This is a genomic window from Ruania rhizosphaerae, assembly GCF_009805705.1.
GTDB lineage: Bacteria > Actinomycetota > Actinomycetes > Actinomycetales > Beutenbergiaceae > Ruania > Ruania rhizosphaerae.
In genome coordinates this window covers 16,775-36,268 of the sequence record NZ_VSMB01000007.1, presented here as the reverse complement: position 1 = coordinate 36,268, position 19,494 = coordinate 16,775, and the positions used below count along the sequence as shown (strand labels likewise).

The 19,494-nt window shown below is 69.5% G+C and carries 21 protein-coding genes; 14 read left to right on the top strand and 7 right to left on the bottom strand.

Annotated features, from left to right (window positions below; genetic code table 11):
* Positions 1 to 119 precede the first annotated feature (119 nt).
* The 3 genes from FV560_RS11110 (at position 120) to FV560_RS11100 (ending at position 3,812) form a co-directional block, all read left to right on the top strand.
* Positions 120 to 1,472 (top strand): acetyl-CoA C-acetyltransferase, encoded by a 1,353-nt coding sequence (locus FV560_RS11110; RefSeq protein ID WP_159621612.1) that lies wholly within the window; start codon positions 120 to 122, stop codon positions 1,470 to 1,472.
* Entirely contained in the window at positions 1,472 to 2,818 is a 1,347-nt protein-coding gene (locus FV560_RS11105; protein ID WP_159621611.1) for a 3-oxoacyl-ACP reductase, read from the top strand. The genes FV560_RS11110 and FV560_RS11105 overlap by 1 nt, the downstream gene beginning before the upstream one ends.
* A 70-nt stretch (positions 2,819 to 2,888) precedes the next feature.
* On the top strand, positions 2,889 to 3,812 hold the full coding sequence (locus tag FV560_RS11100) for a MaoC/PaaZ C-terminal domain-containing protein (protein WP_159621610.1): 924 nt from the start codon (positions 2,889 to 2,891) through the stop codon (positions 3,810 to 3,812).
* A 152-nt stretch (positions 3,813 to 3,964) separates the two neighbouring features.
* On the opposite strand, the gene FV560_RS11095 is transcribed toward FV560_RS11100, so the two are convergent.
* Positions 3,965 to 5,089 (bottom strand): CobW family GTP-binding protein, encoded by a 1,125-nt coding sequence (locus tag FV560_RS11095; protein ID WP_159621609.1) that lies wholly within the window; start codon positions 5,087 to 5,089, stop codon positions 3,965 to 3,967.
* A 60-nt stretch (positions 5,090 to 5,149) separates the two neighbouring features.
* Between FV560_RS11095 and rpmB the strand changes: the two genes are divergently transcribed.
* From rpmB to ykgO, 4 genes are all read left to right on the top strand, one after another.
* On the top strand, positions 5,150 to 5,386 hold the full coding sequence (gene rpmB / locus FV560_RS11090) for a 50S ribosomal protein L28 (protein WP_159621608.1): 237 nt from the start codon (positions 5,150 to 5,152) through the stop codon (positions 5,384 to 5,386).
* Positions 5,386 to 5,556 (top strand): 50S ribosomal protein L33, encoded by a 171-nt coding sequence (rpmG, locus tag FV560_RS11085; protein ID WP_159621607.1) that lies wholly within the window; start codon positions 5,386 to 5,388, stop codon positions 5,554 to 5,556. The genes rpmB and rpmG overlap by 1 nt, the downstream gene beginning before the upstream one ends.
* On the top strand, positions 5,556 to 5,861 hold the full coding sequence (gene rpsN / locus FV560_RS11080) for a 30S ribosomal protein S14 (RefSeq protein WP_159621606.1): 306 nt from the start codon (positions 5,556 to 5,558) through the stop codon (positions 5,859 to 5,861). The genes rpmG and rpsN overlap by 1 nt, the downstream gene beginning before the upstream one ends.
* A gap of 79 nt (positions 5,862 to 5,940) precedes the next feature.
* Positions 5,941 to 6,063, top strand: a complete 123-nt coding sequence (gene ykgO / locus FV560_RS11075; RefSeq protein WP_089773214.1) for a type B 50S ribosomal protein L36 — start codon at positions 5,941 to 5,943, stop codon at positions 6,061 to 6,063.
* 161 nt (positions 6,064 to 6,224) lie between these two features.
* On the opposite strand, the gene FV560_RS11070 is transcribed toward ykgO, so the two are convergent.
* From FV560_RS11070 to FV560_RS11055, 4 genes are all read right to left on the bottom strand, one after another.
* Complete coding sequence (locus FV560_RS11070; protein ID WP_159621605.1) at positions 6,225 to 6,695, bottom strand: nucleoside deaminase; 471 nt, start codon at positions 6,693 to 6,695, stop codon at positions 6,225 to 6,227.
* Between the two features lie 194 nt (positions 6,696 to 6,889).
* The gene (locus FV560_RS11065) at positions 6,890 to 7,786 is read right to left on the bottom strand and encodes a metal ABC transporter substrate-binding protein (protein ID WP_159621604.1); all 897 of its coding nucleotides are present in this window, start codon (positions 7,784 to 7,786) and stop codon (positions 6,890 to 6,892) included.
* A gap of 2 nt (positions 7,787 to 7,788) precedes the next feature.
* Positions 7,789 to 9,246, bottom strand: a complete 1,458-nt coding sequence (gene aztD, locus FV560_RS11060) for a zinc metallochaperone AztD (protein WP_159621603.1) — start codon at positions 9,244 to 9,246, stop codon at positions 7,789 to 7,791.
* Positions 9,247 to 9,694: 448 nt separating this feature from the next.
* Entirely contained in the window at positions 9,695 to 10,825 is a 1,131-nt protein-coding gene (locus FV560_RS11055; protein WP_159621602.1) for a TNT domain-containing protein, read from the bottom strand.
* A gap of 199 nt (positions 10,826 to 11,024) precedes the next feature.
* Between FV560_RS11055 and FV560_RS11050 the strand changes: the two genes are divergently transcribed.
* The 7 genes from FV560_RS11050 to FV560_RS11020 are packed head-to-tail and all read left to right on the top strand — an operon-like array spanning position 11,025 to position 16,203.
* The gene (locus tag FV560_RS11050) at positions 11,025 to 11,924 is read left to right on the top strand and encodes a phosphoribosylaminoimidazolesuccinocarboxamide synthase (RefSeq protein WP_159621601.1); all 900 of its coding nucleotides are present in this window, start codon (positions 11,025 to 11,027) and stop codon (positions 11,922 to 11,924) included.
* A gap of 15 nt (positions 11,925 to 11,939) precedes the next feature.
* A complete protein-coding gene (locus FV560_RS11045; protein WP_420853364.1) occupies positions 11,940 to 12,566 on the top strand; it encodes a TOPRIM nucleotidyl transferase/hydrolase domain-containing protein in 627 nt (208 codons plus the stop codon).
* A gap of 40 nt (positions 12,567 to 12,606) precedes the next feature.
* The gene (gene purS / locus FV560_RS11040; protein WP_159621599.1) at positions 12,607 to 12,861 is read left to right on the top strand and encodes a phosphoribosylformylglycinamidine synthase subunit PurS; all 255 of its coding nucleotides are present in this window, start codon (positions 12,607 to 12,609) and stop codon (positions 12,859 to 12,861) included.
* On the top strand, positions 12,861 to 13,535 hold the full coding sequence (purQ, locus tag FV560_RS11035) for a phosphoribosylformylglycinamidine synthase subunit PurQ (protein ID WP_159621598.1): 675 nt from the start codon (positions 12,861 to 12,863) through the stop codon (positions 13,533 to 13,535). The genes purS and purQ overlap by 1 nt, the downstream gene beginning before the upstream one ends.
* On the top strand, positions 13,535 to 14,029 hold the full coding sequence (gene rnhA / locus FV560_RS11030; protein WP_476748639.1) for a ribonuclease HI: 495 nt from the start codon (positions 13,535 to 13,537) through the stop codon (positions 14,027 to 14,029). Before purQ ends, rnhA begins: the two co-directional genes overlap by 1 nt.
* Before the next feature lie 10 nt (positions 14,030 to 14,039).
* Positions 14,040 to 15,215 (top strand): AI-2E family transporter, encoded by a 1,176-nt coding sequence (locus FV560_RS11025; RefSeq protein ID WP_159621597.1) that lies wholly within the window; start codon positions 14,040 to 14,042, stop codon positions 15,213 to 15,215.
* Positions 15,216 to 15,267: 52 nt separating this feature from the next.
* Entirely contained in the window at positions 15,268 to 16,203 is a 936-nt protein-coding gene (locus tag FV560_RS11020) for a GNAT family N-acetyltransferase (protein ID WP_159621596.1), read from the top strand.
* 34 nt (positions 16,204 to 16,237) lie between these two features.
* On the opposite strand, the gene purD is transcribed toward FV560_RS11020, so the two are convergent.
* Both purD and FV560_RS11010 read right to left on the bottom strand, forming a co-directional pair.
* Positions 16,238 to 17,503 carry a phosphoribosylamine--glycine ligase gene (gene purD, locus FV560_RS11015; RefSeq protein ID WP_159621595.1) on the bottom strand — a complete coding sequence of 422 codons (1,266 nt, stop codon included), beginning with the start codon at positions 17,501 to 17,503 and terminating at the stop codon, positions 16,238 to 16,240.
* Positions 17,504 to 17,602: 99 nt separating this feature from the next.
* Positions 17,603 to 19,405, bottom strand: a complete 1,803-nt coding sequence (locus tag FV560_RS11010; protein WP_159621594.1) for a BCCT family transporter — start codon at positions 19,403 to 19,405, stop codon at positions 17,603 to 17,605.
* Positions 19,406 to 19,494 lie beyond the last annotated feature (89 nt).

The window sequence follows — 19,494 nt, the reverse complement described above, 5'->3', positions numbered from 1 at the left end:
GTACTATCAGTTCTAGACATCTATCTCCTGCTCCGGCCGCGGAGATGGGGAAGGATCGAGGCAGGAACCTCACCCTCGGCACCTCTTCAGGCATCCACACACGACTGCGAGGACCACCCATGGCATCGACGCCCGAGAACACCACCCCGGCGGTACCGGAACAGACCAACCCACGGGCCGCCGTCATCGGCTCCAACCGGATTCCGTTCGGCAAGGCGGGCGGGGCCTACCGCTCCGCCTCGAACCTGGACATGCTCACCGCCGCACTCAGCGGACTGGTGGCCCGGTTCGGCCTCCAGGACGAACGCCTCGGCGACGTCTCCGCCGGGGCCGTCCTCAAGCACTCCCGCGACTTCAACCTCACCCGCGAGGCAGTGCTCGGCTCCGGACTGGACCCCCACACTCCCGCCTTCGACGTGCAGCGCGCCTGCGGAACGAGCGTGGAGACGGTGTGGGCGATCGCCAACAAGATCGCCCTCGGGCAGATCTCCTCCGGCATCGCCGGCGGCGTGGACACCACCTCCGACGCCCCGATCGTGGTCAGTGACCGGCTGCGCAAGACCCTGCTGCGCCTGAGCCGCGCTAAGACGATCCAGCAGCGCCTCGGGCTTCTCACAGCCCTGCGGCCCGGCGATCTGGCCCCGGTGGCACCGAATGTCAACGAGCCGCGCACCGGACTGTCGATGGGCGAGCACCAGGCGATCACCACCCGCCGTTGGGGCATCACCCGCGAGGCTCAGGACGAGATCGCGCTCGCCTCCCACCGCAATCTCGCCGCGGCGTACGACGACGGTCTCTTCGACGACCTGATCACCCCCTACCGCGGGCTGCTGCGGGACGAGTCGCTGCGCGCCGACACCACGGCCGAGAAACTGGCCAAGCTGAAGCCGGTGTTCGGGACCAACGGCGCCAACGCCGCAGATGCGTCCATCACGGCAGGCAATGCCACCCCCCTCTCCGACGGCGCCGCGACCGTGCTGCTGGGCACCGACGCCTGGGCCGCCGAGCGCGGCCTGCCGGTGCTGGCCCACGTGGTCGACGCCGAGTCGGCGGCCGTGGACTTCGCCCGCGGCGAGGAGGGTCTGCTGATGGCTGGTGCCTACGCCGTGCCGCGGTTGCTGGCACGACAGGGGCTCGGACTGGCGGACTTCGACTTCATCGAGATCCACGAGGCATTCGCCTCCACCGTGCTCACCACCATGGCCGCCTGGGCCGACGAGGAGTTCATGTCTTCGAAGGTCGGCCTGCCGGCCCTGGGCGAGGTCGACAGATCCCGCCTGAACGTCGCCGGCTCCTCGCTGGCCGCGGGCCACCCGTTCGCCGCGACCGGCGCCCGGATCGTGGGAACCCTCGCAGCACTGCTGCACCAGAAGAAGCTGAACGACGGCGCGGCACCATCAGTCCCCGTGCGCGGGCTGATCTCCGTGTGCGCTGCCGGCGGCCAGGCCGTCGCGATGATCCTGGAGGCGTGATGAGCGACACCTACCTCGACCTCGTCAATTCCGGAGCCACCCAACAGGTGGCGAAGACGCTCGGCCTGCCCCGGCCCGCCCGGCTGCGCCGCACCAACACCGACGCCGTGGACCACCCGCTCCTGCCCGGACCGGTCCTGCTCCTGGGTACCGGGGCACAGGCCGACGCCACGGCCGAGGCGCTGCTCAGCTGGGATCTGGACGTGCACCGCACGCTCCCGCAGCATGAGGTCGGGGCACTCGTGCTGGTGCTGACCGAACTCGAGCACCCGGAGCAGATGAGCGACTTCGCCCTCGCCCTCGGCGGTGCGCTGCGTTCACTGGCTCCCAGCGGCCGGGTGGTCACCATCTCCCGGCCCGCCGAGGGAGCCGAGCCGCAGGTCGCGGCCGCCCGCCACGGCGTGGATGGATTCCTGCGGTCGGTGGCCAAGGAGTTGCGGGCCGGTGGCACCGGCAACGGGATCGTGATCTCCGACGGCGTCCCTTCCGACTCCCCGAGCGTCGCCGGGGCACTGCGCTTCCTGCTCTCGGCCCGGTCGGCCTTCGTCTCGGGTCAGTTCATCCACGTGACCACGCCCGACGGCGCAACCCCAGCGGACTGGACACGTCCCCTGGAGGGGAGGGTCGCCGTCGTGACAGGTGCCGCCCGCGGCATCGGTGCGGCGATCGCACAGGTGCTCGCGCGGGACGGCGCGCACGTGATCGGGGTGGACATGCCGGCCTCGGGTGAGCAGCTTGCCGAGGTGATGAACACGGTGCACGGGACGGCGTTGCAGCTCGACATCACGTCCGAGGACGCAGGTCAGCGGATCCTGGAACTGGCGCGCTCCCGGCACGGGCGACTGGACGCCGTCGTGCACAACGCCGGGATCCTGCGCGACAAGATGCTCGCGAATATGACACCCGAGAAGTGGGATGCGGTCGTGGCGGTGAACATCGCCGCGCAGCTGCGGATCAACGAGCAACTGCTGGCGGCAGACGACCTCGGACCGGAGGGGCTGCGGCTGGTCTCACTCGCCTCGACGTCGGGCATCGCCGGCAACCGTGGGCAGACGAACTACGGGTACACGAAGGCGGCGGTGATCGGGATGACCCGCGCGCTGGCACCACGGCTCGCCGAGCAGGGCGGGACCGCGAACGCAGTGGCGCCCGGTTTCATCGAGACCGAGATGACGGCGAAGATCCCGCCGGTTCCGCGCCAGATCGCCCGGCGTGCGAACTCGCTGCAGCAGGGCGGGCTACCGGTGGACGTGGCCGAGACGATCGCGTTCCTGCTCTCCCCGCAGGCGGGTGGGATCAACGGCGAGGTGCTGCGGGTGTGCGGGCAGAACCTGGTGGGCCAGTGATGCTCGGTCTCGGCGCAGTCGAGGACGGTAGCCGACGCGGCTCACCCCGCACCGTGGCCTGGAGGACACCATGAGCGCACCGGCCACCGAGAAGCTGCTCTCCGCGGTCCCTGGCCTCGGCGGCCTGTATGCGAACGCCCTGGCGAAGTCCGCCAGGCTGATGGTGCGCGCGCCCGGTCGTGGTCCGACCACGACGCCGCAGGTCACCTACCGCGTGGACGGCGTGCGACCGGACGCTGAACAGCTGACCGCCTACCAGCACCTGCTCGGTGAGCCGGCCAGTGATGTGCTGCCCGCCGGCTTCGTGCACGTGACCGGGTTCGGGCTGGCGATGGCGGTGATGGCCCGGGATGACTTCCCGCTGCCGCTGCTGGGGATGGTGCACGTGGCGAATTCGGTGCGTCAGCGGGAGCCGGTGCGGATAGGCGACGAGCTGACCGTCCGGGCGTGGGCGGAGCGACTGCGGGCGCACCGCTCCGGCACGCAGGTGGATCTGGTGGTGGAGGTCACCCGCTCCGAGGACGTCGACCCGGCGTGGACCGGGCGCTCGACCTATCTCGCCAAGGGGCAGACGCTGCCGGGCCTGGCGCTACTGGAGACGGACTCGGCGACGTCGAGCGACCCGTGGCCGGAGGGCTACGGTGAGCCCGCCGTCCGGTGGCGCCTGGCGCGGGATACCGGCCGCCGGTACGCGCAGGTCTCCGGGGACCGGAACCCGATCCACCTGAGCGCGTTGACGGCGAAGGCGTTCGGCTTCCCGCGGGCGATCGCGCACGGGATGTACACGGCAGCACGGGCGCTGGCCGCGGTCGATGCGGCACGTGTGAGCCCGTCGGAGGCGTTCACGTGGGACGTCAGCTTCGGCAAGCCGGTGCTATTGCCCTCGACCGTCGCCCTGTCGCTGCGGCGTGAGGGCGGGTCGATGCAGTACGCCGGGTGGAACGAGCAATCCGGGAAGCGTCATTTCCATGGCGCCCTCACGCCGCTGCCCTGAGCCGCGCTTCGGACGTGGCACTGTGCGGTTGCGAGCAGTCGTGACGTGACTGCCCGCAACCGCGTAGACAGTCTCCTGACGCCCCAGGACGCGATGTCTGTCTCGGGGAGCGCTCGGGTGGAGCCGGCGGCCGGCCGGAACATGCGTCGCCCTCATGCAGAGCGCGCCCCGAGGTAGGGCTCGAGGGGGTCGGCCCGGTCCAACCACGGCAGCAACCCGGCCGCCTCCTCCTCGGAGGTGAGGACGGCGCGCTCGAAGGCGGCGAGCACCTCGTCCCGGCCCGGCCCGGCACCCACGACCAACCATCGGGTGCTGCACTCCTGGTTGCCCCAGGCATCGGCGATGCCGACCGAGATCTGCCGCCCGCCACCGTAGAGCCCGCACACGGAGTCGGGCCTATTCGGCACCCAGAACCGGCCCCAGATCACCCGGGGCCCATTCGCGACGGCGTCGATCTGCTGCAGCAGCCTGCCCGGGTGCAGCGCCACCGGGGTGTGCAGGTCGAGAGTCCACACGTCCGAGGACTCGCTCACCCATCCGTGGTCGTCCACCCGCGCGTTCCCCGCACCGACACCGGGGCTGGCGCTGGTGGCATGCAGGTGCGCCTCGGCGTGGGTGAGGTCATGTCGGAGCGAGAGCGCGCTGGTGAGCCAGTCGGCGTGCATGTCGGTGACCAGCTCGCTGCCGTGGCGACGCAAGGCATCGGCGAGGTCACGGCCCTGACCCTGGGCTCCGCCGTCGAGGATCACCAGATCGGCAGGCGGCAGCTGGCCGAGCACCACCTCGGCCACTGCACGATCGTCGTCGGGAGCGATCGCGATCTGCCGGTCCGCGACTTGCTCCTCACCGAGCAGCGCGGCAGGAAGCACCCCGGCCGCAACGCAGCAGATGCCGGCGGCCACCACCCCCGGTGCATCCGCCTCGGCAAGGGAGGCCGTCAACCCAGCGGTGGCGGGGAGCAGTTCCGCCCCGGGTGGTAGCGCGAGCAGAACGCCCGCGACGCCGTCGGCGCGCACGAGCCGGGCAACGGTTGGTCCGGCATCCTCACGAACCGCGCAGGAGGGGCAGACGTGCTCCAACTCCACCCACTCGTCCTCGACGACGTCCTGACCGCGCAGCACCCGGCGACGCAGCCGGGCCTGGTCACCCTCGATATCGATGTCGTGGACGAGCGCCGGCACGTCCGGCCGGTCAGCGAGCGCGCTGAGCAGGGCGACCTCCCGGTCGACGGGATCGATCGTGGCGAGCACGGCCACGGGGCGTACCGACGCTGACATGGGACTCCTTGCTGGGAACGGGAGATGGACAAGGATGAGAATGATTCCTATTATGGTCTCATGTCTGCACACTGCCAACTCACCGGAGCGGTGCCGAGATTCGGCAACACGATCTCCCACTCCCACCGGCGCACCTCACGCCGCTTCAACCCGAACATCCAGAAGCGCACCTACTGGGTGCCGAGCCTGCGCCGGAAGGTCACATTGCGGCTGAGCGCCCGCGCGATCAAGACCATCGACGCGATCGGCATCGAGTCCGCTATCTCCCGCATTCAGGCACGAGGGGAGCGCATCTGATGGCCAAGAAGTCCAGCGATGTGCGCCCGAAGGTCGTGATCGAATCGACCGCCGGCACCGGCGTGCGGTACATCACCGAGAAGAACCGCCGCAACAACCCCGATCGGCTCGTGCTCACGAAGTACGACCCGAAGATCCGCCGCCACGTCGAGTTCGAGGAGACCCGCTGATGGCCAAGTCCTCGAAGGTGGCCAAGAACGAGCAGCGCAAGGAGACCGTGGCCCGGTACGCCGCCGTGCGCGCCGAGCTGAAGAAGGCCTCGGTGGACCCCCACCGCAGCGACGAGGAGCGCGAGGCCGCCATGCGCGCCCTGCACAAGCTCCCGCGTGATGCCAGTCCCACCCGCGTGCGCAACCGCGACGTGGCCGACGGCCGCCCGCGCGGGCACCTACGCAAGTTCGGCCTCTCCCGCGTCCGATTGCGGGAGATGGCCCTGCGCGGCGAACTGCCCGGAATCACCAAGTCCAGCTGGTAGCCCTGAAGGCTCCATCGCTCAGAGCTACCTGGCAGCCAGATCCGGTCTCCCCGACCGCGTCACAACATACGGAGTACTCATGAAGGTCCGCGCCTCGCTGCGCTCGCTCAAGAATCAGCCCGGCTCCATCGTGGTCCGCCGCCGCGGCAAGACCTACGTCATCAACAAGAAGAACCCGCGACTGAAGGCACGCCAGGGCTGACGAGGCCAACGACGGCGTCCCTCACGCCGCGTGAACCGACGGTAGGCGCCACTTCTCGTCGACTCAGCGTGACCACAGCGACGACCAATGGCACCTACCGCAGCGCGGTTCCCTCCACCAGCTGCCCCGCCACTACCGTCGACAACAGCGAGCGGGCTCGCTCATTCGCCGATGTCCTCGTTCCAGATGTCAGGGTGGTCGGCGATGAACCCGCGCATCATCGCGATGCACTCGGCGTCCTCGAGCACGATCACCTCAACGCCGAGCGCCTCGAGCTCGGCGTGACCGCCGGTGAAGGTGGTGGACTCGCCCACCACCACCCGGGAGATCCCGAACTGCCGGATCAGGCCGGTGCAGTACCAGCAGGGCGAGAGCGTGGTGACCATCGTGGTGCCGCGGTAGCTGCGCTGCCGGCCCGCATTGCGGAAGGCGTCGGTCTCACCGTGCGACGAGGGGTCGCCGTCCTGCACACGCCGGTTGTGGCCGCGGCCGAGCACCTCACCCTCGGCGGATATCAGCGCGGCGCCGATCGGCACCCCACCTTCGGCCAGCCCGGTGCGGGCTTCCTCGACGGCGATCGCGAGCCACGCGCGGAGCGTGGCCTCATCCGGCGGACCAGGCTGGCGGGTCATGGGAACTCCGTGGATCGAACGGCGGCGCGGCGCAGATGGTCCGCTCCTCGGTCGAGCGGGACGATACCGCCTGCCTGTCACGGGTTCATTGCTGCCGGTCCGCACCGACCGCGCTGCACAAGTCCGCAGCGACGACGGGGCTGGCGCCTCGACGGCACCAGCCCCTACCCCTCGGAGGCGTCAGTGGCCGAACGTCACTCGCACACCAGGCCGCTCTCGAGCGCATCGAGGTTGGCCCGCATGGTGCTCAGGTAGTCACCTTCATCCGGGGGGCTCTCCAACGGGTCGAGCACGGCCGTCTCGACACCGGCCTCCTCGGCCAGTGCCAGGGTGACATCCGGTGCGGTGATGGTCTCGAAGTACAGCGTCTGTACCCCGTACTCCTCCACCAGCGCCGCCACCTCGCGCATGCGCGCCGGCGAGGCCTCCCTCTCCGGGTCGATCCCGGCAATGCCTTCCTGCCGCAGGTTGTAGCGATCGGCAAGGTACCCGAAGGCTTCGTGGGCGGTAACGAGCAGCGCGCCGCCGCAGCCGTCGAGGCCGTCGGTGTAGGCGGCGTCGAGCGATTCTAGTTCGGCTGTCAGCTCCTCGGCCCGCGCGGTGTACTCCTCGGCGTGGTCAGGGTCGGCTGCTCCCAGTTCCTCTGCCACGGCCAGACCGACCGGCGCCAGCAACGTCGGGTCGAGCCAGAAGTGCGGATCCTCGGTGAGCAGGTCGGCCTCGATCCCGGCCGCCTGCCACGCGTCGATCACCCGCTGCGGGGGCTGGCTGTCGATCGCATCATCCACGGCGGCCTGCAGGCCCGAGGTGTAGAGCACCACATCGGCTTCCCCGAGCTCGACCACCTGCGACGGCGCCAGCTCGAGGCTGTGCGGATCGGCGCCGGGCGGGGTGAGGCTGGTGACCTCCACCTCCTCGCCACCCACCCGCTCGGCCACGAACTGCAGCGGGTAGAAGGCAGTCAGCACGCTCACCTCGTCGGGCTGTTCGGGCGCCGCGCACGCGGCGAGGGTGAGAGGAAGCACCACGAGGCCGGCGACGGCGGCCCGCACCCTGCGAACCGGCCGTCGCCGTCCGGAGAACTCAGGCAACGTCACTCGTTCTCGCGCTCGTGGTCATGACCGTCACCCTCCGTGTCGTGGTCGTGCCCCTCGGCTTCAGCCTCGTGGTCATGGCCGTCAGCCTCGGCGTCGTGATCGTGACCGTCAGCCTCACTCTCGTGACCGTCGGCTTCTTCCTCAACGCCATGGTCGTGACCCTCGTGAGCGCCTTCCTCATCGTGGGTGGTCGGTGCGTCACCGGAGACGAGGGTGATCTCGTTCGGGGCGACCTCGAGCGTGGCGGTGTTCCAGACCTCGCCGGTCTCGATGTCGACGGCATGGATCTCGTTGGTGGCTGGGTCACTCACGTAGGCAGTGCCGTCGAGCACCCGGATCGCGGGCCGGGGCTGCTGCCAGTCCAGCGGCTCCTCCCACGCGTCCATGATCTCGATTGAGCGCGTGAGCTCGCCGCTCTCGGCGTCGATCACGTGGAGGGACCCATCGGTTCCCAGCACGAGTGCCTCGCCGTCATCGCCGCGGGCGATGGAGCGGAAGGTGTAGGAGGAGGGCAGGTCGACGAGCTGCAGTTCGCCGGTCTCGGTGTTGATGAGGGAGATCCGGGTCGGGCGCTCGAGCTCGGCGTCGGGGTCGCTCTTGTAGTCACCGAGCACGATCGCGGACTCCTCGGAGCCGGCCTGGTTGCCGATGCGGCCGTAGTCATCGGGGCTGTCGATCTTGGTCAGCTCACCATCGGCGTAGAGCACCACACCGTCTTCGCACCCGATCACCACATGCTCATCCGCCGCGGTGGCCTCGCCGTGGACGCCCGGGCAGTCGTCGATGGCGGCGATCTCCTCACCGTCGGCGTCGAGCACGCGGACGCCGGAGCGTTCATCCTCAGTGCCGTCGGTCACCAGCAGGGTGCCATCGGAAAGCTCGACCGCTACCCCGTGGTGTGCCGCGGGCAGGGTGAGCTCACGGGCATGGTCCGTGACGCCGTCGGCAATCTCGGTGGAGTCGACGATCACGATCTCGCCGGTGCCGTCGTCGAACAGCGCAGTGCGCCCGGCATGGACCACGGCGTGGCCGGGCTTGTCGGCCTCGTAGACGAGATCGGTGAGCGCCGGGTCGGCGGTGTAGTAGTGGGCGTGATCGCCGTGCGGTTCGCCCCAGGTTCCGGCGTCGAGCACCTGAAACCCGCCGGTGGTGGAGACAAGGACGTGCCGGCCGTCACCGGCGGGGTTGATCCGGTTGAAGCCCTCGAGCGGGATGTCGGAGACCACGTCGAGGGTGGTGGCGTCGAGGACCTGGAGGCCACCGTCGTAGGTGATGACGATGCGGGGCGTGACGGTCGCTTGCTCCGTGGGTGCCGTGTCCTCGGCAGATTCGGAGGCCGAAGTGGACGGCGTGGAGTCGGCTGGGTCACCGCTGGAGGAGCATGCGGCGAGCGCCAGCGGGAGAACGCCGAGAAGCGCCAGGTAGCGGGCGCGGGGACGAGAGGTGAGGGTCATGCGAGATCGGGCCGCGTCAGGGATGCGGCCCACTCCTTTCCGGGTCGGGGGGGTGGGACGAGTCGGGCAACCGATCGAAACCGTACCAGTAATCAGAACCATTCTCATCATAGTGTGCTGTAGTTCTGCCCCCTGCTGTGTCCCCATGCCGAGGGTGTGCGGAGTCCCGCACGCATCCGCACCACACGCCACCTCGCTAAGAGATCGCACGGATAGGCGAAGCCTGCTACGCGTCGGCCCAGCACGCACCTCGCTGCGTTGTCGTCGCCTCGACGTGGCTCCGCCACGCCTCCCTCCTCCGCCTTGCGATGCACGCACTGGCTGCGTCGCTCGCGACGGCAGCCCTATCCGCGCGACCTCTATGGAATCCCGTCGCCCCGTTCGAATCCCGTTGGAGGCACCTGCATCGGGATTCGAACGCCGTCGCGGGATTCGAGCGCGACGGGGGCTACCCCGTGACGGCCACCTGCTGCAGCACGCCCAACCGGATCAGTTCCCGCACACTCCGCGCGGGCAGTTCGACGTGGAAGCGCAGTCCCCCACCGGGCTGCCCGAACCACGCTGGGGCGATCTCGGCCTGGACCTCCACCGGCCGGGTGGCCACGAAGGTCTCCACCTGGGCGCCGGGGCCACGCGCCGACGGCGGCAGCGAGCGCTGCTCCCAGGACGTACCGCCGACGAAGAAGTACAGACCGTCCACGGTGCCGATCCGGTCATAGGGCACACCAGTGGCGAGATTGGTGACGATGCCGCCCGGCCCGGCTGCCCTCACGCGGCGGTGCAGTTCGGCCATGCTCGGCTGCGCGTGCTGTACCCGCGCCGCCAGCTCAGCCTGACCGATCGGTACCGGAGCCGGCATCGGCGCGGCCAGATACGCCCACGCCGCGTCGCACGCCGCGCGTTCGCTGTAGTACTCGCCCAGCAGCGCATGCTGACCGTAGTCGGCGATCTGCAGGCCGTAGTGCCGGGCACCATAACGCACCACCTCGACGGTCCCCTCGAAGGGCAGATGGGCCTCACCGGACTCATCCACACCACGTACGTCATCGAGTTCTCCGGGCAGCACCACCGCCGCCCGCGGGATGCCACGCCCGTCGAGGCCACGCCGTAGCTGCTCGACTGCTTCACCGGCGATCTCGTCGGGAGTCAGCCACTCCGGTACGTGCTCGCGGCCACGAGGGAAGCGGCGCAGGTCCGCCGCCCATCGCCGGTCATCGGGCACCGGCGCACCCGCCGGGGCGTCCAGCATCGAGGCTGCCGTCGAATTCCAGTACGGGCGCTGGTCGTAGTTCGCGACCACCTCGGTGCCAGCGCCCCGGCGCGCGAGGATCACCACCGACAACCAGGCACCGGACCCCGGCTGCGCGGTCGCGGCGCGCAGCTCTCGCAGCGCAGGTCCCACCTCGGCTGGGACCTCGACCCAGCGTGAGCGCTCGCCGGTCACGGCATAGGCACGGCCGGAGTGCTGCGTCCCCGCCTGCGACCACTCCAGATGGACTGCCGCGGCATCCGCACCGGCGGCGTCGAGCAGCGCCGCAGCGACCTGCGCGACGATCGGGTGGGTGGCGAGATCGTCCATCGGGGCCGATTATGCCGGGTCCGACCTGACGTGCGTACCGAACCGACGGCTCACAGCCACACCGTGCCACTACGGGCACGAGATCGCTGTCGGCCGTCGATGGTGTCCGCACACGTCGCATCCGGCCCGAGCGACGGCGGGACGGCCCGGTGCAGTGCGACGTCCGCACGCGTCGCGCCCGCCATGGAACACTGATCCCGTGAGCGACCAGAGCACTCAGCCACCGACCCTGCCCGGCTGGACGCACGTCTACTCGGGCAAGGTACGCGACCTGTACGAGCCCAGTGACAGCTCGGCTGGCGATCTCGTCCTCGTCGTCGCCAGCGACCGGATCAGCGCCTACGACCACGTGCTGCCCACGCCGATCCCGGACAAGGGCGCCGTGCTCACGGCACTGAGCCTGTGGTGGTTCGAGAAGCTCGAGCCACTAGTGGCCAATCACGTCGTCTCCCTCGACGTACCCGACGCCGTCCGCGGCCGGGCCATGATCTGCCGCCGCCTGCAGATGTACCCGGTGGAGTGCGTCGCCCGCGGCTACCTCACCGGGTCCGGACTGGCCGAGTACCGCGCCGGAGGTGCCGTGTGCGGGGTCCCGCTGCCCGACGGCCTCGCGGACGGTTCCCGGCTGCCAGAGCCGATCTTCACTCCTGCGACCAAGGCGGAGGTCGGCGAGCACGACGAGAACGTCAGCTTCGCCGAGGTCGCCGCCCGGATCGGTGCCGACGCCGCCACCCGCCTGCGCCAGGTCACCCTGGAGATCTACTCCTTCGCCGAGCGCACCGCAGCCGAGCGCGGGGTGATCCTGGCCGACACCAAGCTCGAGTTCGGCACCACGCCCGACGGCGCCCTCGTGCTCGGCGACGAGGTTCTCACCCCGGACTCCTCCCGCTACTGGCCGGCGGACCAGTGGCAGCCCGGCCGGGCCCAGCCCAGTTTCGACAAGCAGTTCGTCCGCGACTGGCTCACCTCCCCCGGCTCCGGCTGGGACCGCGCCTCGGACACTCCCCCACCGCCGCTGCCGGAAGACGTCGTCGCCCGCACTCGGGACCGGTACGTGGAGGCCTACGAACGCCTCACCGGCCGGACGTTCCGCGCCTGATCGACGATGCGGTCGGTGGTGCTGGTCGAGGGTCGTAGCGACCAGGCTGCCCTGCACACGCTCGCCGAGCTGCTCGACGTCGACCTGCATGCCGCCTCGGTCCAGATCCGCCCCATCGGCGGCGCCACCAACATCCGCCGCGCCCTCGCCGCCCTGGTCGGCCCGCCCCGCACGCCGGGTGAGGCACGTACGGACGGGGCGCTCCGCCGTCGGGAGGGACCGTACGTGGGGGGTATGTGCGACGTGGGTGAGGAGCGCTACTACAGCCGTGCCGTGGCAGCCTACGACGGCGCAGCGCACCTGAGCAGGCAGGAACTGGAGGACGCGGGGTTCTTCGTGTGCGAGCAGGACCTCGAGGACGAGCTGCTGAGCGCCTTGGGCACCGCCGGGATGATGAAGGTGCTCGAGCGCACCGGGGACCTGCAGGCATTCCACACCTTCACCCGCCAGCCGGCCCAACGGGACCGGGACGTGACCGCACAGCTGCACCGATTCCTCGGCACCCAGGGCGGGCGGAAGATCGCCTACGCCGCCGAACTCGTACACGCACTCGGCCCCGATCGCACACCACGCCCGCTGCGCCTCGTGCTGGCGGCGGCACTGACCCCGGGGGCGACCAGCGCATCGGCGTTCGGCCGGTAGGATCGCCGTGTTCATCCCCCTGCAGAGGAGTTGCGCACTGATGGCACGCATCGTCGTGGAGGTCATGCCGAAGCCGGAGATCCTCGACCCCCAGGGCAAGGCCGTCGCCGGTGCCCTTCCCCGACTCGGATTCACCGAGTTCGCCGCCGTCCGTCAGGGCAAGCGCTTCGAACTCGATGTCGAGGGGGAGCCGAACGAGGAGGTGCTGGAGCAGGCGCGCAAGGCTGCCAGCGAGGTGCTCTCCAACCCCGTGATCGAGGACGTCGTCTCCGTGCACTGGGCCCGGGAGTCCTGATGGCCCGCATCGGTGTGGTGACCTTCCCGGGGAGCCTCGACGACCGCGACGCGGCGCGTGCGGTGCGTCTCGCCGGTGCCGAGCCGGTCCGGCTCTGGCACGCCGAGGACTCTCTTGCCGGGGTGGACGCGGTGGTGCTGCCGGGCGGTTTCTCCTACGGCGACTACCTGCGCGCCGGGGCGATCTCCCGCTTCGCGCCGATTATGGGCAGCGTGGTGGACGCCGCGAACGCCGGGGTGCCGGTGCTGGGGATCTGCAACGGCTTCCAGATCCTGTGTGAGTCGCACCTGCTCGCCGGGGCGATGGTGAAGAACACCCAGTTGACGTTCCTGTGCACCGACCAGGTGCTGCGGGTCGAGAACGCGCAGACGGCGTGGTCGAACCAGTTCGCGCAGGGGCAGGAGATCCTGATCCCGCTGAAGAACCAGGACGGTCAGTTCATCGCCGACGAGCCCACTCTTGACGAGCTCGAAGGCGAGGGGCGGGTGGTGTTCCGCTACGTGGGGAACCCGAACGGCTCCCGCCGCGACATCGCCGGTATCACCAACGCCCGCGGCAACGTGGTGGGGCTGATGCCGCACCCGGAGCACGCCGTCGAGGACGGGTTCGGGCCCGGAACGGACGGGCTGGGCTTCTTCCGGTCCGCCCTGACGGCGTTGCTCGCCTCCGCCTGATGCCCCCTGAGGCCGAGGCTCCCCTTCCGCACGGGCCGACTCCCCGCGACCCCTCCGACCAGCCCGTCGTCCAGATGTGGACCGACGGGGCCTGTAAGGGAAACCCCGGTCCCGGTGGCTGGGGTGCATGGATGCGCTCGGGGCCGCACGAGCGTGAACTGTTCGGCGGTGAGGAGTCCACCACCAACAACCGGATGGAGCTGACCGCGGTGATCGAGGGCCTGAAGGCCCTGACCACCTCCTGCGAGGTCACCCTGCACGTGGACTCCTCCTATGTGATGAACGGGATGAAGTCCTGGTTACCCGGCTGGAAGCGGAACGGCTGGAAGACGGCGGCGAAGAAGCCGGTCAAGAACGAGGACCTGTGGCGCGCCCTCGACGAGCAGGTCGCCCGGCACTCGGTGCAGTGGGTGTGGGTCAAGGGCCACTCCGGAGACCCGGGGAACGAACGCGCCGACGAGCTCGCCAACCGGGGTGTCCCCGGGAACAGGTAAGAATGAGGGGGTGAGTACCTTGGGTGAGCCGAGCGCAACGAGATTCCGCCCGTCTTTGGCGAGCGCCGCCGTCGTGATCGCCGGCCTGACCGTGGGGGCGGTGGGCCTGTACTTCACGGCTTCGATCGTGGCGCCGGCGTTCTTCGCGTTCACGCTGTTCGTCTCGGCGCGGCCGTTGCAGCGGCTACTGGAGCGGGCGGGGGCGCCAAGGATCGTGGCCGCGGTGCTGGTGCTGCTGGGGTTGTACGTGGTGCTGACCGCACTCGTGATCGCCACCATCGCCTCCCTCACGCAGGCCGCTCTGGAGCTGCCCCGCTACACCCGTGACCTGCAGATGATCTATCTGGACACCCTCAACTGGCTGGAGCAGTTCGGCGTGGACGATGCCGCCCTGGCCCAGTACGCGAGCTCGATCGACCTCAACCGGGTGGCCGATCTGCTCGGCGCCGTGGTGCAGGGCACCACCTCGGCAGGCGGGCAGGCACTGGTGATCCTGGTGGTGATGTTCTTCCTGGCGATCGATTCCACGTCGGTGCGCTCGCGCTGGCAGTTGCTGACGGCGAGCCGCCCAGAGCTGGCCACCTCACTGCGGGCATTCTTCGCGGGTGTGCGCAAGTACTGGGTCGTCTGCACCGTCTTCGGTCTCATCGTGGCCGCGCTGGACGTGATCGCGTTGTGGATCATCGGCGTGCCACTGGCTCTGGTGTGGGGTGTGCTGGCGTTCGTGACCAACTACATCCCGAATGTGGGGTTCGTGATCGGTCTGATCCCGCCTGCGCTGATCGCTCTGCTGGAGGGCGGCGTCACCGATATGGTCGCCGTGATCGTGACGTACTCGGTGCTGAACTTCACCATCCAGACCATCATCCAACCGAAGGTCGTCGGGGACGCCGTGGGCCTGAGCCCCGCGGTCTCGTTCCTCTCGCTCACGTTCTGGACTGTGGTGGTCGGCCCGTTGGGTGCAATCCTCGCAGTGCCGCTCACACTGGCCGCCAAGGCCGGACTCGTCGACGCCCACCCGGAGGCGCGGTGGATCAACGCCTTCCTAGTGACCGATACGCAGGCGAAGCGGGCGTTGAACCAGAACGACACCACGGCTTCTGCGGCAACCGGGGCCAGCCGGACCGCCAAGGCCACCAAGGCGAACCCCGAGCAGCCTGAGGCCGAGGAGACGAATTCCGCTTGAGGTGAGCGGCCGCCGTCGGCAAGGGTGGAGCCCTACGAGAGAAGGACATGGGATGGCATTGCGGTGGGCAACACTGGATGAGAGCGCGGTCGAGGACTGGTCCGCGCTGACGAACCTGCTCGCGCGCGTGGACGGCACCGAGGAGTTCTACGATGCCGAGGACCTCGCCGAGGAATTGACCGAGCACGGGTTCACCCCGGAGACGGACTCGCTCGCCGTGTGGGACGGGGAGGCACTCGTCGCCTATGCCCAGCTGCGCGTCCCGAACTCACTCACGCACGCCGAAGGGTGGGCCCGGGTGTCGATCGGTGGTGGAGTCCACCCGGACTACCGGGGCCGCGGCATCGCCACCGAGATGTTCGACCGGATGGAGCCGCGCGGCATCGCCCTCGCCCGCGAGCGGCACCCTGGAGCACCGGTCCAGCTGCGCTCGGGTGGCGGACTGGAGACCGACCCGGTGCGGCCGTTGCTGACCGAACGCGGATACGAGCCGGTACGCTACTTCACCGCGATGAAGAGGCCGCTGCTGGGTGCCGACCTCGCGGATGCGGACCCGCGGGTGGTGCCGTTCACGGCCGAGCTGAGCGAGGCCACGCGCCTGGCCCACAACGACGCCTTCGCCAGCCACTGGGGCAGCGGTCCGACCACTGCCGAGCACTGGCAGGAGTTCGTGCAGGGCCGCCCCTTCCGTCCGGCGTACTCCCGGGTGGCGGTGGCAGGTGGTGAGGTGCAGGCGTACGCGATGACCCAGCAGTGGGTGGACCGCGAGCTCTACATCGGCCTGGTGGGCACGCGGGAGGCCGCCCGGGGCCAGGGGCTGGCCCGGGCCGTTCTCAACGCCACGCTGGCCGCCGCAGTCGAGTCCGGCGAGTTCGATGTGGTCGAGTTGGATGTGGACTCCGCCAACCCGCAGGGCGCCGGGGCTCTCTACGCCTCAGTCGGATTCGAGCCGGCGCGCACTACGGCCGTGTTCGCCCGGATGGCCTGAGAATCCCGGGCAGCGGACCGGTCAGACGACCCGGTCAGACCTGAGCGGCGATATCCGTCCGGAACTGGCCGCCGTCGAGGCTGATCCGCTCCACCCCGGCGTAGGCGGCGCTGCGTGCGGCCGCGATGTCCTCTCCCAGCCCGACCACGGAGAGGACGCGACCTCCGGCGGCCACCAGCGCTCCGCCGTCGTCGGTGGCCGTACCGGCGTGCAAGACATGCACGCCCGGCAGATCCTCGGCGGCTTCGACCCCGGTGATCACGTCGCCCTGGCGCACCTGCCCGGGATACCCGGACGCAGCCAGCACCACGGTGACGGCGGCATCGGAGGTCCAGCGCAGGTCCGGCAGCTGGTCAAGGGTTCCGGTCGCGGCAGCGTGCAGGGCGGCGGCGAGGGAGGACTCCAGCCGGGCGAGCACCACCTGCGTCTCCGGGTCGCCGAAGCGCGCGTTGAACTCCACCACTCGCAACCCGCGAGAGGTCAGTGCCAGGCCGCAGTACAGCAGGCCGACGAAGGGGGTGCCGCGCCGCGCCAGCTCCTGCACCGTCGGCAGCGCCACCCGCTCGACCACGTCGTCGACGAGACCCTCGGGCGCCCACGGCAGCGGCGAGTAGGCGCCCATGCCACCGGTGTTCGGGCCCGCATCGCCGTCAGCGAGCCTCTTGAAGTCCTGCGCTGGGGCGAGCGGGACCACGCGTTCGCCGTCGGCGAGGCAGAACAGCGAGATCTCCGGGCCGTCGAGGTACTCCTCGATGACCACGCTGGAGCGCCGATCGCGGTTCACACACGCGGCCGCGTGATCGAGTGCCGCCTGCCGGTCCTCGGTCACCACCACACCCTTGCCGGCAGCGAGGCCATCGTCCTTGACGACGTAGGGCGGGCCGAAGGCATCCAGTGCCTCGGTCACCTCGTCCATCGTGCGGCACACGTGCGCCATCGCGGTGGGCACGTTCGCCGCAGCCATCACGTCTTTGGCGAACGCCTTCGACCCCTCGAGTGTGGCGGCGTCCCCGTTCGGCCCGAAGACGGGGATGCCCGCTGCACGGACGGCGTCGGCCACCCCTGCCACCAGAGGCGCCTCGGGGCCGACGACCACCAGGTCGGCCTGCAACTCCTGCGCCAATGCCGCGACGGCGTCCGGCGAGTTCGCATCGACGTCGGTATTGGTCACGTTCGCCGCGATCCGCGCCGTGCCGGGGTTACCGGGGGCCACCACCAGCGACGTCGTCAGTGGGTCGGCCGCGAGCGAGCGGGCGAGGGCGTGTTCACGGGCACCGGAGCCGATGAGAAGGATCTTCACGGTGCCCGAGCCTACCGTGGCGTCCCAAACGAGAACGCACCCGGGTGCGGGCTCGGTGCCCGCACCCGGGTGCGTTCGTGAGGACTGCTGTGAGTCAGGTCAGACCTGCACCGAGTCCGACTGAGACGCCGCGTCCTGCTGCTGCTTCTTCTTGCGGTTGAACAGCTTCCGCTTCACGGCGGGCGGCGGATCGAGCAGCCCGTCCTCGATGAACGAGGTCGAGACGTGATCGGTCAGCTCATCCCGCGCGATGCGGCGCTGGGCCCGCAACATCCGAGCCCGCTGCGAACGGAACTGCTTGATGAGCGCCACGCACATGAAGATCATGATGATGCTGAACGGCAGCGCGATGGAGATCGCCACACTCTGCAACGCCCCCAGCACAGCACTTCCACCCGCGAGCAGCAGGGCAGCCGCGACCAAGCCCTCAAGTGTGGCCCACAGCACGCGGCTCCACTTCGGCGGGTCGGGGTCACCGCCGGAGGCAAGCATGTCGATCACGAGCGAGCCGGAGTCGGAGGAGGTGACGAAGAAGATGATCACCAACAGCACCGCCAGACCGACGAGCACCTTCCCGATCCCGCTGCCGGGTTCGCCGACCAGACCGTCCAGCAAGGTGAACAGCGAGCCGGTGCCATCGACGGTCAGCCCTTCCGGTCCGACACTGTCGTCGGGTCCACCCTCGGTGACCAGACCGCCCTCACCGAAGAGCTGACGGTACAGGGCCGTGCCGCCGAAGACGGTGAACCACAGGAAGGAGAACGCGGTCGGCAGCACCAGCACACCGACGACGAACTCGCGTACGGTCCGGCCTCGCGAGATCCGGGCGATGAAGACGCCGACGAAGGGCGCCCAGGAGACCCACCAGCCCCAGTAGAAGGCGGTCCACCAGCCCTGCCAGGCGGTGCCGTCCTCACCGGCGAAGGCGGTCGTACGGAAGGCGTTGTTGAGGAACTCCTGGAAGTACAGACCGGTGGCTTCGATGTACTCGCGCAACAGGAACATGGTCGGTCCCGCGATGAGCACGAAAACCATCAGAGCGATGGCCAGGATCATGTTCCCGTTGGACAGGTACTTGATGCCCTTCTTCACCCCGGTGACCACCGAGACCAGCGCGGCCAGTGTGATCAGCCCGATGAGGACCACCATGATGAGGTTCGTCGGCTCATCGATGATGTCCAGGAAGCTCAGGCCGGAGGCGACCTGAGATACTCCGAGACCGAGCGAGGTCGCCACGCCGAAGACGGTCCCGACCACGGCGATGACGTCGATGACGTTCCCGATCCAGCTGTCGGTGCGCTTGCCGAGCAGGGATTCCAGCGACCAGCGGATGGAGACCGGGCGCTTGCGCACGTGCACGGCATAGGCGATGGCCAGACCCACGACGACGTAAATCGCCCAGGGGTGCAGACCCCAGTGCAGGAAGGTGGTCACCAAGGACTCTTCCGCCCCGGCGGCGTCCATCTCTGCGATCCCGGTGGACCTGTTCGGGATGCCGGCGAAGTGGTGCAGTGGCTCCGCCACACCCCAGAACATCAGACCGATTCCCATACCGGCAGCGAACAGCATCGCCAGCCACGGCCCCATCTTGAATTCGGCCGGCTCGTCCTCGTCTCCCAGGACGATGTCGCCGTAGTGGCTCACGCCCACCCAGACCGCGAAGCCGACGAAGGCCGTCACGAGCACGATGTAGTACCACCCGAAGGCCGTGACGATTCCACCGCTGACCACGCCGATCGCATCACCGAACGCTGACCCGCCGGCGATGGCTGCGATCACGAAGGCGGCGATCACCACCATCGACGGCCAGAAGACCCCCGGCCTGACGGAGGTGTACCAGGGCCCGGAACGGTCGGGATCCTCTGGTGGCGGCGGTGCTTTCTCCTTCACCTCGGCTGTCATCGTCTCCCTCTCCTCGGTTCCGTATGCGCGCGTCGGTAGGGCTATACCTCCCGACAAACAATCCACCGTAGCGAAGTTCGTGAGAATTT

Bases quoted from the DNA above. Each gene is read 5' to 3' on its own strand.
- FV560_RS11010 (WP_159621594.1), bottom strand. From the start codon at position 19,405: ATGACAGCCGAGGTGAAGGAGAAAGCACCGCCGCCACCAGAGGATCCC.
- FV560_RS11100 (WP_159621610.1), top strand. From the start codon at position 2,889: ATGAGCGCACCGGCCACCGAGAAGCTGCTCTCCGCGGTCCCTGGCCTC.
- FV560_RS11020 (WP_159621596.1), top strand. From the start codon at position 15,268: ATGGCATTGCGGTGGGCAACACTGGATGAGAGCGCGGTCGAGGACTGG.
- purS (WP_159621599.1), top strand. From the start codon at position 12,607: ATGGCACGCATCGTCGTGGAGGTCATGCCGAAGCCGGAGATCCTCGAC.
- rnhA (WP_476748639.1), top strand. From the start codon at position 13,535: ATGCCCCCTGAGGCCGAGGCTCCCCTTCCGCACGGGCCGACTCCCCGC.
- purQ (WP_159621598.1), top strand. From the start codon at position 12,861: ATGGCCCGCATCGGTGTGGTGACCTTCCCGGGGAGCCTCGACGACCGC.
- aztD (WP_159621603.1), bottom strand. From the start codon at position 9,246: ATGACCCTCACCTCTCGTCCCCGCGCCCGCTACCTGGCGCTTCTCGGC.
- rpsN (WP_159621606.1), top strand. From the start codon at position 5,556: ATGGCCAAGTCCTCGAAGGTGGCCAAGAACGAGCAGCGCAAGGAGACC.
- FV560_RS11070 (WP_159621605.1), bottom strand. From the start codon at position 6,695: ATGACCCGCCAGCCTGGTCCGCCGGATGAGGCCACGCTCCGCGCGTGG.
- ykgO (WP_089773214.1), top strand. From the start codon at position 5,941: ATGAAGGTCCGCGCCTCGCTGCGCTCGCTCAAGAATCAGCCCGGCTCC.
- rpmG (WP_159621607.1), top strand. From the start codon at position 5,386: ATGGCCAAGAAGTCCAGCGATGTGCGCCCGAAGGTCGTGATCGAATCG.
- rpmB (WP_159621608.1), top strand. From the start codon at position 5,150: ATGTCTGCACACTGCCAACTCACCGGAGCGGTGCCGAGATTCGGCAAC.
- FV560_RS11095 (WP_159621609.1), bottom strand. From the start codon at position 5,089: ATGTCAGCGTCGGTACGCCCCGTGGCCGTGCTCGCCACGATCGATCCC.
- FV560_RS11055 (WP_159621602.1), bottom strand. From the start codon at position 10,825: ATGGACGATCTCGCCACCCACCCGATCGTCGCGCAGGTCGCTGCGGCG.
- FV560_RS11105 (WP_159621611.1), top strand. From the start codon at position 1,472: ATGAGCGACACCTACCTCGACCTCGTCAATTCCGGAGCCACCCAACAG.
- FV560_RS11110 (WP_159621612.1), top strand. From the start codon at position 120: ATGGCATCGACGCCCGAGAACACCACCCCGGCGGTACCGGAACAGACC.